Source organism: Psychrobacillus sp. OK032 (genome assembly GCF_900111345.1).
In the GTDB taxonomy this organism is placed as follows: domain Bacteria; phylum Bacillota; class Bacilli; order Bacillales_A; family Planococcaceae; genus Psychrobacillus.
Genome location: NZ_FOGY01000011.1, coordinates 132,736 through 145,093, shown reverse-complemented (window position 1 = coordinate 145,093; position 12,358 = coordinate 132,736). Strand labels below are relative to the sequence as shown.

Sequence of the window (12,358 nt, the reverse complement as noted above, 5' to 3'; positions counted from 1 at the left end):
CGCTGGAGTCTGGTCGGAGAATCACTTGTAGAAAGTTATCCACATGTCATAGATTTTCTAATTTACTAAAGTAAAAGCTGCCTCCAGTGAATGGAGACAGCTTTTTAAATATATGGCTTTAATTCTGTTAGAGACAAATAATTTTCCAAACCTTCTACTCTAGAAACTGGCGATGTAGCAGCTTCCTTTTGACCGTTAATAATTTCTTCAAATGAGAGAGGATTTGGAGTCGGTAACTCGTTTGGTCGTATTTGTAATCTTTTGTTATATTGTGTAAAAAACGCGTTGGCCATTATTCGGTATCCTTCCATCGAAGGATGCACATCCGCTGGATTTGGAATAAGTTCCTTTGCTTGCGACGCAAATGCTTCCTCTACGGATACATATACTGCACCATTACTTTCCGCTTGCGTTTTTAATATTGAATGCAGTAAATTCAATTCTTGTTGTACACCGTGTTTTTGAGTTTCATGTACATGTGGGTAGGCAAAATAATAACCCATTACATAGATTTTTGCTTTTGGAGCGGCTTCTTTTACTTCTTTTATAATTTCAGCCATATTTTTCCGAACATTATTTAAAGCAAAATCAGCTTGAATTTGTTTATATGCAAGTGAACCGTTTGCTGGGTTTGCTTTTACTAGTCTTAGTAAATCATTTGCGCCTGCAGAAATCGTAACAAGCGTTGCATTCTTTAGTAATTCTTTTGCTTCCTCAGATTGCACAGTGGAGAGGACGTCAGCCGTCGTAAACCCTGGAAAAGCGAGACCTTTCGAATAAAAAGCAAGCTGACGCGAACGTTTCAATTCTTCAGCTATTAAATCTGCATATCCAGCATCAATTTCTCGATTTGGCGTTTGTCCAGCCGCCAATGAATCACCTATTGCAATATAAACTTCCGGACTTTTTGCTTCGACAGATAAAGCCGAAAAAGGAAGCAGTAAAAAAACGATTATAACAAACCACTTCTTCATGCAATGTTCCACTCCTTAAAATGCCCATGTACCTTTATGGAAAATAGGCTCCATTGTGCCATCCTCTAGTTCTCCTATTATATCCATATCTGCACTACCAATCATAAAATCTTCATGGACGATGGATGTATTAAGACCCATTTGCTCTAGTTCTTCATGGGATAATCCGCGTGCTCCCTCTACACATGTCGGATATGCCTCGCCAATTGCAAAATGATTAGATGCATTTTCATCGAATAATGTGTTGAAGAACAATACATTTGATGCAGATATGGGAGATTCATGTGGAACTAATGCAATTTCACCTAAATATTTAGCACCTTCGTCCGTTTGGATTAGCTCTCGTAAAAGCTTTTCACCGATCGCTGCTTCTATTTTTGTAATAGCTCCATTTTCAAACGTTAAGGTGAAATCATCCACGATATTTCCTTGATATACGAGTGGTTTCTTGTTTTTTACATACCCATTCACACCAGTTTTTAGTGGTGCTGTATACACTTCTTCTGTTGGCATATTTGCAATATAAGGAACGCTTTGAGCATTTTTACTAGCCCCAGTTAACCAAATATGGTCTTTTGGCAGCTCTACTTGAATATCTGTTCCTTCCGCTTTGTAGTGAAGCTTTTTAAAACGCTTTGCATTCAAAAGTGCAGCACGACTTTCCAAGTGATTAATATGCTCTTTCCATTTTTGAACCGCCGTACCTTCCCCAATTCTCACCACTTTGAAAATAAGATCCCATAGTGCTTCCATTTGGTGTTCGGCTTGTAACTCTGGAAAAACTTTAGCTGCCCATTTTTCAGAAGGAATTGCAACGATGGACCAAGTAATCACATCATTCATCACTGCTTTTCTATAGTTTTCTAACGCTTTTCCGGCTGCCTTTTGGAAATTGGAAATACGGTCAACCGATACACCTTCCAATAAGTCTGGGTTGTCTGCATCAATCCATAATAATGCACCATTGTTTTCGATCAACTCATCTCGCTGCATTGCTAACCATTTTGGATATTCATGAAATGCTTCATCCGGAGCTAAATCGTAAAATGCTCGTGCATTCACTTCGTCTGAATAGTTTACATCTACTCGTTTTGCTCCTGCTTCATACGCTTTTTTTACGATAAGCCTAGTAAACTCAATCGTGTCAGTTGTTGTCCCAATTAATAAAGGCTGATCCTGTTGAATATTTAAGCCAACTTTTACAACTAGCTCCGCGTATTCTTCTAGTTTTTGTTGGAAATTCATCTTTACTTCCCCTTTTTATCAATCGTTTTGGTGTTACCTTCTATTAATGCACCGCGGTGCCAGATTTTCTGAACCGGTTTGCTCGGAAGTTCTTTTGTCCATTTTTTATACGTTTTTTCATCCGAATAAGTCAATAATGTCAATACTTCCCCGTCTTTTCCTGCACGACCAGTGCGCCCTGATCGATGTAAATATTGTTCGATCGAATGTGGGACATCCACATGAATGACATGTGTTAAACCTGAAATATCGAGACCACGTGCAGCAACGTCTGTCGCTATTAAGATGCTCACTTTTCCATTTTTAAAGTCGTCCAATGCTTTTTTACGCTCATCTTTTTTCATTTCTGAATGAAGCGAAACGATCGGTGCGTCTCTATAGGATAGCTTGGAATCTTTCATTAGTAACTGGTCTAAGCTATTTACAAATGCAAGTCCTTTCATCCCTTTTATATGCGAGAGTCTTCTTAAAAGATCTGTTTTATCTCTAGTCTCTGTTTTGACGAAACTATGGATTACTTCTCCCTTCGAAGGAATCTCTTCTGCGGATACCTGAATACGAATAGGACTATTCATCAATCTATCTGCTACTAGTTCAATTTCATCTGTAATCGTAGCGGAAGTAACAACGAGCTGTCTTTCTACTGTTGCATCGATTAATCCTTTTACAGTCGTGCGGTGTTCCCTACTTAATAGTTGGTCGCCCTCGTCTAATACGATTGTTTTAATCTCATGCATTTTTAGTTTTTTCGTCTTTACAAGTTCTTGTAATCGTCCAGGTGTTCCTACGACAATCGTCGGCTTTTTTTTCAGTGTGTCTATTTGTCTTTGGATATTAGCTCCCCCGATTAATTGCGCAACGGTAATATCTGTACCTGCAATCCAATCGCGAAAAACTTCAATAATTTGCATGCCGAGTTCTTGAGAAGGAACTACTACTAATGCTTGCACTTGTTTCTTAGTAGGATCTACCTTTTGTAAAAGTGGAATAACATAAGCCAATGTTTTTCCTGTTCCAGTTGGAGATTCTGCTACTATATCTGAACCATCCAGCATATGCGGGATTAGTTTTGTTTGTATTGGCATCTCAAATGCGAAATTTGATTTCGCCCATTTTTCTTGTAATGGTTCTTTTAAATTTTGTAAAAAAGTCAAGTTTTATTCCACCTCATCTATGTTTGATTCAAGTGTACCACACTTTTATTATCGGCAATTAGTGATTAGAAATTGAAAGAATACACAAAAAAAGTGCAAGTGGTCTTTAAGTATATCTTGTTTACCAGAGCTACCCACAAAGGATAGTTTGTGCAATATAGAAATAATGCTTCTTAGCAAGTTGAATAAAGTGTCCTCAATGATTTTCGCTGCAGGGCGGACGCTTTCCGCGGGCATGGCTTCAGCCGCTTCCCTCGCTACGCTCAATCCAGGGTCTTCAGCTCATGCACCTGCCGCTTCGCTTTCGGTGGATAAAGCTCATCACTTACATCAATTTATTGGAATTACTTATCAAACTAATCGTCGACTCACTCCAAGTAAACTTTTTATTTTAAGAATGGTTGCTTTCAATAACTGATTGATTGCTCTTAGCCATTTACCGGATATATACATCGAAATATTATACCGATAGAGATAAGGCACATCTCAAAAACAGTTGGATTGGTTTAGTCGTGTTCAGCGGTCATTTTTTTGTCGCTTTTGAGATGGGCTTTGGTCTACTTGTTTACAGCGTATTCAGTCTCATTCAACCGGTATTGAATCTGATTTTCAAGAACTACTACATAAGATTGAATTTAAAACAGTGACTCTAATTAGCTAGATTTTGTAGTGGATTGGAGCGGAAGAGCGGCGACTCCTGCGGAGGCCAACAGGATGTTGGTCACGAAGGCGTTGCCACACGATGTGGCGCACTTAGCCTTCGTTCCTCTGGTGAGGCAGATGAGACTTCACAACGTACGCGAAGCGGCGGTGAAGGCTCATAATCGCTCACCCCGCGGAAAGCGTCCGCCCTGCAGCGGAAATCCTAGCGGAAACTTACTATTGCGCATTATTCCTAAAATTGGCATATCTTTGTTCTTGAGAGAAAGTTAGCCATATATCATAGATTTTATTAAATCCTTAGCAATAAAAAAAGTGCCTTTATTATCGGCACTTTTAGCTTTCCTTTTCCGCTATATATTCTTTCATTAGTTCATAATAATTTAGTTGATACAATTGTTTTCCATCAATCTTAAATACGCCCTTCTCCACTAAATCCTCTATCATATTATCTCGTTTTTCTTCCATTTTAGATTCTTTACTCTGTATAATCATAGTTGTCTCCTTGCATAGTTAGTACATATAGGGTTTACCCAATTCTAGAAGATTTTAAACTATTTTTTTTAAAAGTTTTCGCAAAAGCGGGAAAACACCTGTAGATAAATATATAAAATAAATATCCCAAAAACGCACCTAATGTGTTCAACCAAAGATCATCCACATCACTGCTCCTATTTTGCGGAATTTGTGTAAATTCGATAAAAAGTGATATACATAATCCGATAATAACGGTATTTGGAAAATACATCATCCTTCTATAAAGCAATGGCAATAAGAAGCCAATCGGCATAAAAAGAATAATATTCCCTAGAAAGTTTATATAAAAAGGTTGCCAAAATCCTAAGTAGACAATCGCATTATATGTTTCTTTTACAACACGAAATAGCTGTAAGTTCACACCAGTTCCATAAACTTGCCCCGTTCCTGCCTTAGGAATAATTGTTTGTGAAAATAATCCTATTAGTACACATATCAGCATCAGAAACCCGATTTCATGCAAACTTTCCTTTACATTAAATCCCCTCTTCTTCCACCGGGCAATACGCCAAATAATGACGATTGGAAGAACTATACAGATAAAAAAGAACATATCGTCCAAGTATGCAATGATTACATTCATTTATCCACCTGCTAATAATTCCTCAAGAAATTTTTCACGATGATCTAAAAAGTACTTTGGTATTTGGTAATGGCCCGTCATCTCATATTCCACTTCTTCAATTTCCCCATGATCAAAACTTAATATGGTAGCATTAGGATATCCTAAAATTATCGGCGAATGCGTGGCGATGATAAATTGACAATCTTCCTCTTCCACAAGATCATGCATAATGCGCAAAAAAGCTAGCTGTCTTTGTGGTGACAGTGCTGCCTCTGGTTCGTCCAGTAAATAAATTGCACGTCCATTGAAGCGGTTTAAAAATAACGAAAGAAAGGATTCACCATGTGATTGTTCGTGTAAAGATTTTCCTCCGTAGCTATCTAAAATTCCTGGTCGTTCTCTTTCCAGCTCATCAATATGGGAAGCGAATTGATAAAATGATTCCGCGCGCAAGAAGAAGCCATCCGTTACTTTCGGCATCCATGACAATCGAATATACTCTCCCAATGCGCTTTCAGCAGCATCTACCTCAAACAAATTATTTCTGCTTCCCCCGGCTGTATTAAACTCACAATTATCCGCAATTCCTTCAAGTAATGTAGATTTACCCGTCCCATTTTCGCCAACTAAGAAAGTTACACTACTTGTGAGTTCTAATTCTGTTAAATTTTTTATCGTTGGAATCGTAAATGGATACTGATTATTCATGTTTGCTTCTCTCTGCAATATCGAGATTTTATTCAAAAACATATGTATCCCCTCCCACTCATACTATCTATTATAACTTACGAAAGGCTGTGAACCTTGAATCTACCCGTTCGTATAGAAACAAAGCATATTTTTAAACATTATCCCCCAGTGAATGTTTACTATCCTATTGTATCTAACTTACCTCATCCGCATATAGAAAAAAAGATTAATGCGGATATTATTACGCTTCTTAACAAAATGTTAATAGAGCAGGGCTTTTACACAGAAGGTATACATGAGATTAGCGGCTATTACGAAATAAAAAATAATCAGCGCGGGATTTTAAGCATATTATTGATTGTTTACACTTTTTCTGGTGGAGCCCATGGATTAACAGTCTGCAAATCATTAACTTTCGATGTAACTACTGGAAAAATGTATACTTTACAAGATTTATTTAAACCACATAGTGATTATGTCAAAACCCTATCAACTATCATCAATAAAAAAATTATAGAATGGGAAGTCCCACTTTTAGGAGAATTTAAAGAAATACGGAAAGACCAAGACTACTATATAGCAGACCATTGTCTAGTCATCTATTTTCAATTATACGAAATTACACCATATGTATATAACTTTCCGTTTTTCCCAATCGTTATTAAAGATATAGAAAATATTGTTCCATTAACCGGTCCCCTTGAAAAAATGCTCTACTTCTAGTGACACTTCCCCTTTACTAAGATAAAGTATTAAGTAAGAAAGTAAAGGGGGAAAAGTTAGAAATGAAAGCTATTTTTTTCGATTTAGACGATACTTTACTATGGGATAAAAAGAGTGTAGAAACTGCATTTCAAAAAACATGTGCGCATGCTGCAGCAAAAGTAAATGTCGATGCATCGTCACTAGAACATGCAGTTCGAGAAGAGGCAAGTGCACTATATGATACATACGAAACACGTCCTTTCACACAAATGATTGGTATAAATCCTTTTGAAGGATTATGGGGAACTTTCGATGATCCAAGCGAAGATTTTCAAAAGATGAAAGCAATCATTCCTGAATATCAAAAAAAAGCATGGACGAGAGGACTAAAAAAGTTAGACATTGATGATGAAGTACTTGGAAGTGAGCTTGCTTCACTTTTTCCAAACATGCGAAAAGAAAGTCCTTTTATATATGAAGAAACTTTCGAAGTACTTGACCAATTAAAAGGAAAATACACACTTCTTTTAATGACAAATGGCTCGCCTAGCTTACAAAATACGAAGTTAGAAATCTCTCCTGAAATTGCTCCTTATTTCGATCATATACTCATTTCCGGAGCATTTGGAAAAGGAAAACCAGATCCATCGATATTTGCACATGCACTAGATTTAGTAGGCTTACATCCAGAAGAAGCACTTATGGTTGGAGATAATTTAATGACCGATATACTCGGCGCATCCAAAATCGGTATGCAGTCTGTTTGGATCAATCGAGAAGATAAAGTGACAAGTGATGAAGTAAAGCCTACTTATACTATTGCTAACTTACGAGAGCTTTTAGCGATACTTGAATAACAAAAAGGCTAGTCCCCGGTCTGGTTGACCAAGGACTAGCCTTTTAATGGTATAGATTAAACTGCTTGCAATCCTGGCATGTGCGCAGATAACGATCAGTTATGCTCGTATAGCGGCTTTAATTGCTCACAACCGTTTAAATTATAAATCGATCGGCGTTGCATCATAAATATCTGCTAAGCCCTTCAATTGCTCCACACCAGTATCCTCTACATGCTTATCAATAGAAAGCATCATAATTGCATCCCCACCAACTTCTGAGCGTCCAACTTGCATCCCTGCGATATTAATACCTTCCGTTGCAAGTAACGTTCCTACACGACCAATTGCACCTGGTTGGTCTTTATGGCGAATAAACAATAAATATCCTTCAGGCACTACGTCTACAACGAAATCATCCACACGCACAATTCGAGCTCCAAGGCCGTTTAAAAGTGTTCCGGATACTTTACGAGTTTCTGTAGCGGTTTTTACTTCGACAGTTATCAAATTAGTAAACCCTTTTGACGTAGTTGTTTTATGTTCATTTACCACAATGCCAATTCGATCAGCATGGAATTTAGCATTTACATCATTGACTGATTCGCCCAGTTTACTCTTCAATAAACCCTTAACAGCATTTCTTGTCAGAGGACTTACGGTCATATTAGCTAACTCACCAGAGTAGTAAATATTTAATTCTTCCGCTACTCCTTCCGCTAAGTCACTTAAAAACGCACCAAGTTTTTCTATAAGGTTAAAGTATGGTTCAATTTTTGCCATAATATCTTTTGGAACAGATGGAAGGTTTACTGGATTTTTCACTACTCCACCTTGTAAAAAACTCACGACATCGTAAGAAACATCTACTGCAACTATTTCTTGTGCTTCTACTGTACTTGCACCTAAGTGCGGCGTTGCGATTACTTGAGGTAGCGTGAGTAGCTTATGATCTAAAAATGGTTCTTCTTCGAACACGTCTAATGCCGCTCCTGCTACTTTTCCCTCTACAATTGCATTGTACAAAGCATCTTCGTCGATAATTCCTCCGCGTGCACAGTTAATAATTTGTACCCCGTCTTTCATTTTTTCAAATGCTTCTTTATTGATTAAATGACGTGTTTCCTTGAGAAGTGGTGTATGCACCGTGACAAAATCTGCAGCTTGTATTACTTCATCAATCGTCCCAAATTGAACACCCATCTTTTCAGCTTTTTCTTGTGTTAAAAACGGGTCATATGCAATCACATTCATACGTTGTCCTTTTGCACGTGCTGCAACCTCTGCCCCTATTCTTCCTAGCCCTACTACACCTAATGTTTTGTTTTTAAGTTCTACACCAATAAAAGATTTGCGATCCCATTTTTGATTTTTCAACGCATGAAATGCTTGTGGAATATTGCGAGCTAGCGACATGAGCATAGCTACTGTATGCTCAGCAGCTGAGTTTGTATTACCATCCGGTGCATTTACAACGATAATTCCACGTTCAGTTGCAGCAGGCAGATCGATATTGTCTACCCCAACACCAGCACGTCCGATAATTTTTAAGTTCGTTCCTTTTTCAATAATTTCGCGCGTTACTTGCGTTTGGCTACGAACGAGTAATGCATCAAATTCACCAATTCGCTCTCCTAGTTCCTCTGGTGTTAAGTTAGTTTCTATGACAATATTAAAACCTTCCGCTTGTCTTAAAGGATAAATACCATCTTCACTTAGTGGATCGCTTATTAAAATATTATATGCCATTAGTTATTCTCTCCTTCAGTTAAATAGATATATTGCGCTGCTGCCGTTGCTTTTCCGAGTTCAATTTCTTTTCCAATTTTCTTTAGTGCTATTTCAACTGCACTAATAATTTGAAGCACATCTGCAGGAGAACAGTATCCCATATGACCGATGCGGAAAATCTTGCCTGTTAGATGTTGTTGCCCACCTGCAATTGAAATAGCAAATTCTTGTTTCAATATTTTACGGAATTCCTCTGCATCAAAATCATCCGGTTGTACAGCGGTTACTGTTGGAGAAGCATCTTCATCCGTTGTTAATAATGGAATATTAATTGCTTTAAATGCAGCACGGGTCATTTTCTTAAGCAATTCATGGCGAGCATATACTTTTTCTAAACCTTCCGCTTCTATTAAGCTCAACACTTGTTCTAAACCAAACAGCAATGACAATGCAGGAGTAAATGGTGTTGTATCTTTCAATAAGTTGTCTTTATATTTCTTTAAGTTTAAATAAAATCTTGGTTGCTCATTTTCCTCGATAACTTTCCAGGCACGTTCACTAGCTGCCACAAATGTTAATCCTGCAGGCAACATGAATGCTTTTTGAGAACCAGTTACCATCACATCGATTCCCCATTCATCCATTTTTGTTTCTACACCACCTACACAAGAAACACCATCCACCACTACTAGAGCATCTGATACTTCACGAACTGCTTTAGCGAGAAGATCAATTGGATTTAATACTCCTGTTGATGTTTCACAATATGTAGAAAACACAACTTTTACTTCCGGATGTTCGATTAAATAGGCTTTCACCTTGTCTGGGTTCAATGCTCTTCCCCATTCAACGTCTAATACATGTGTTTTAATATTATAAGCTTGGCAAATTTTAGTGAAGCGATCGCCAAATGCGCCTGTCACTACAACAAGAACTTCATCACCTGGCTTTACTACATTAACAACCGCAGTTTCTAGTCCAGCTGTTCCACTTCCCGCAATAATTGCAACTTCTTGTTCTGTTCCAAAAATACGTTTTAATCCTGGGGCAATATTTTTCAACATTTGAGATGTTTCTTTTCCTCGATGCCCAATCATCGTTTGGTTCATTGCTCTTTGTACACTAGGTGGAATTGGACTCGGTCCTGGAATTCTTAAAATTGTTTGATCTTGTAACATGTTCATTCTCCTCCCTTTTTTGAAAAACAAAAAAGCTCCTCGCTCCTTACACTTACATGTAAGGGGCGAAGAGCTTGTAATAAACTCACGCGGTACCACCCAAATTTACTGCAAAAAATCTACAGCTTCTTAGTTTATATGCTTAACGCGCATTTAACGGATGAACCTACTTAATCGTTCAGCTCACCAATTCAAGAGTGCTACTCTATAATCGAAATCACTGATTTGCACCACCCATCAGCTCTCTTTAGATTTCAAACTATAAAACTTATCTCTATCCAAATCGTTTACTTGTTATTGAATTTAAATCCATATTATCAGAGTAATTTTTATTGTCAATATAGTAAAATTATTTGGAAGCGTTATCATTTGAAAATCATTTTATAAAACGTTGATTTAACGCCTTTTTTAAAATAAAAAATATTTTATCAAAAATTATAATTCGTATTTAAGTGTTGCATATACTAACATATCAACCGATAATAATTAATAACAACCTACACACGAACATAAATTATAAAAGAAACATTTTCGTTCGCATTAATGAAATTCATTAATCATTAATTCCATCAAATATATTGACTAACATCACCATAGTTTGTACACTGTATAAAATCATTTGTTTTTTCTAGAAATACAATAACATATTAAAAGTAAGGATTTGATAAAATGAAAGTCAGTAAGTTTGGAGGAACATCTGTTGCAAATGCAGAACAGATAAAAAAAGTAGCTGCAATTGTTAAGGCAGATTCATCTCGGAAATTTGTAGTCGTGTCAGCACCTGGAAAAAGATTCGATGCCGACAAAAAAGTAACAGATTTATTAATTGAGTTAGCAAATGCAGCAATACATAAAGAAAACGTCGAAGAAAAATTAAAAAATGTAGTCGATCGTTATAGAGAAATTGCGGAAGGACTTGGATTAGATCAAACAATTTGTGATGTCATTGAACAGGACCTACGTATTCGTACCCTCGAAAATAAATCTAATACAGAGCTATTCATAGATAATATGAAAGCGAGCGGTGAAGATAATAACGCGAAACTCATTTCTGCTTACTTTACTAGCGTTGGCATGCCGGCGCAATACGTGAATCCCAAAACAGCTGGATTAGTCGTCAATGATTTGCCAGAGCGTGCACAAGCTTTACCGGAAGCCTATGACAACTTAAGCACACTACGAAACAGTTCTGAAATCATCGTTTTTCCTGGATTCTTTGGGTACACAAAAGACGGAGTGCTTCGTACATTCGAACGGGGTGGTTCTGATATTACTGGTTCAATCGTAGCTGCGGCTGTGCAGGCGGATTTATACGAAAACTTTACAGATGTCGATTCTGTTTTTTGCGCGAATCCAAGAGTTGTCAACAGTCCTGTAGAGATTGAAGAAATAACATACCGCGAAATGCGTGAGCTTTCTTATGCAGGTTTCTCCGTTTTCCATGATGAAGCTTTAATGCCTGTTTATAAACGTGGGATTCCCGTTTGTATAAAAAACACAAACAATCCTTCTGCTCCGGGAACAAAAATCGTGGCAGAAAGAAAAGCTAACCGTCGTCCCGTAACTGGAATAAGTGCAGATAATGGATTTTCAATTTTGTATGTGAGTAAATATTTGATGAATAGAGAAATCGGCTTTGGTCGTAAACTACTTCAAATTTTAGAAGAGGAACATATTTCATATGAACATACTCCATCAGGTTTAGATGACATTTCTGTTATTATGCGTAGCCATCAACTAACAACTGAAAAAGAAATGCGTATAATAGATCGCGTTTTAAACGAACTTCATGCAGAAGATGTGCATTTCCGTCATGACTTTTCTATGATTGTAGTAGTAGGGGAAGGTATGAACAATAGCACTGGGCTCGCGGCACGAGCAGCAACAGCTATTTCTAGGACCGGTGCCAATATCGAAATGATTAACCAAGGATCCTCCGAAGTCAGCCTTGCCTTTGGTGTCCATCGAAGCAACGAGGACAAAATATTACGAGAACTATACAACGAATTCTTTGCACCTGTAACAGTCGGATAAGAACAAAAGCGCAAGTGCCTATGTCTGCTCCGACAGGCAAATGGGGATG

Annotated in this window: 12 protein-coding genes and 1 other annotated feature; of the genes, 4 read left to right on the top strand and 8 right to left on the bottom strand. The window is 37.6% G+C overall.

Going from position 1 to position 12,358, the window contains the following annotated elements; all coding sequences use genetic code 11:
• Positions 1–104: 104 nt before the first annotated feature.
• The 3 genes from BMZ04_RS19380 to BMZ04_RS19370 are packed head-to-tail and all read right to left on the bottom strand — an operon-like array spanning position 105 to position 3,373.
• Positions 105–974 carry an SGNH/GDSL hydrolase family protein gene (locus BMZ04_RS19380; protein ID WP_093276083.1) on the bottom strand — a complete coding sequence of 290 codons (870 nt, stop codon included), beginning with the start codon at positions 972–974 and terminating at the stop codon, positions 105–107.
• Between the two features lie 15 nt (positions 975–989).
• On the bottom strand, positions 990–2,219 hold the full coding sequence (locus BMZ04_RS19375; protein ID WP_093276080.1) for an aminopeptidase: 1,230 nt from the start codon (positions 2,217–2,219) through the stop codon (positions 990–992).
• 2 nt (positions 2,220–2,221) lie between these two features.
• Complete coding sequence (locus tag BMZ04_RS19370) at positions 2,222–3,373, bottom strand: DEAD/DEAH box helicase (protein WP_093276076.1); 1,152 nt, start codon at positions 3,371–3,373, stop codon at positions 2,222–2,224.
• A gap of 199 nt (positions 3,374–3,572) precedes the next feature.
• Between BMZ04_RS19370 and BMZ04_RS19365 the strand changes: the two genes are divergently transcribed.
• Positions 3,573–3,791 carry a hypothetical protein gene (locus BMZ04_RS19365; protein ID WP_093276068.1) on the top strand — a complete coding sequence of 73 codons (219 nt, stop codon included), beginning with the start codon at positions 3,573–3,575 and terminating at the stop codon, positions 3,789–3,791.
• 578 nt (positions 3,792–4,369) lie between these two features.
• Here the strand turns inward: BMZ04_RS19365 and BMZ04_RS19355 are convergent.
• From BMZ04_RS19355 to BMZ04_RS19345, 3 genes are read right to left on the bottom strand one after another with little or no spacing between them, the layout of a single operon-like run.
• Entirely contained in the window at positions 4,370–4,528 is a 159-nt protein-coding gene (locus tag BMZ04_RS19355; RefSeq protein ID WP_093276058.1) for a Fur-regulated basic protein FbpA, read from the bottom strand.
• Between the two features lie 34 nt (positions 4,529–4,562).
• On the bottom strand, positions 4,563–5,153 hold the full coding sequence (locus BMZ04_RS19350) for a VanZ family protein (protein ID WP_093276052.1): 591 nt from the start codon (positions 5,151–5,153) through the stop codon (positions 4,563–4,565).
• A complete protein-coding gene (locus tag BMZ04_RS19345) occupies positions 5,154–5,885 on the bottom strand; it encodes an AAA family ATPase (RefSeq protein WP_093276049.1) in 732 nt (243 codons plus the stop codon). It lies immediately after the preceding gene.
• Between the two features lie 108 nt (positions 5,886–5,993).
• Here BMZ04_RS19345 and BMZ04_RS19340 point away from each other — a divergent pair, with 108 nt between their 5' ends.
• Both BMZ04_RS19340 and BMZ04_RS19335 read left to right on the top strand, forming a co-directional pair.
• The gene (locus BMZ04_RS19340; RefSeq protein WP_255368017.1) at positions 5,994–6,548 is read left to right on the top strand and encodes a DUF3298 and DUF4163 domain-containing protein; all 555 of its coding nucleotides are present in this window, start codon (positions 5,994–5,996) and stop codon (positions 6,546–6,548) included.
• A 62-nt stretch (positions 6,549–6,610) separates the two neighbouring features.
• Entirely contained in the window at positions 6,611–7,387 is a 777-nt protein-coding gene (locus tag BMZ04_RS19335) for an HAD family hydrolase (RefSeq protein ID WP_093276041.1), read from the top strand.
• 141 nt (positions 7,388–7,528) lie between these two features.
• Here the strand turns inward: BMZ04_RS19335 and serA are convergent, their stop codons facing one another.
• Together serA and BMZ04_RS19325 are read right to left on the bottom strand one after the other, a co-directional pair.
• Positions 7,529–9,115, bottom strand: a complete 1,587-nt coding sequence (gene serA, locus BMZ04_RS19330; protein ID WP_093276034.1) for a phosphoglycerate dehydrogenase — start codon at positions 9,113–9,115, stop codon at positions 7,529–7,531.
• Positions 9,115–10,275 (bottom strand): pyridoxal-phosphate-dependent aminotransferase family protein, encoded by a 1,161-nt coding sequence (locus tag BMZ04_RS19325; RefSeq protein WP_093276025.1) that lies wholly within the window; start codon positions 10,273–10,275, stop codon positions 9,115–9,117. The genes serA and BMZ04_RS19325 overlap by 1 nt, the downstream gene beginning before the upstream one ends.
• Before the next feature lie 58 nt (positions 10,276–10,333).
• Positions 10,334–10,565, bottom strand: a binding site (T-box leader).
• A gap of 379 nt (positions 10,566–10,944) precedes the next feature.
• On the opposite strand from BMZ04_RS19325, the gene BMZ04_RS19320 reads away from it, so the two are divergent.
• Positions 10,945–12,309: an aspartate kinase gene (locus tag BMZ04_RS19320; RefSeq protein ID WP_093276018.1), complete on the top strand. Its 1,365-nt coding sequence runs from the start codon at positions 10,945–10,947 to the stop codon at positions 12,307–12,309.
• Positions 12,310–12,358 lie beyond the last annotated feature (49 nt).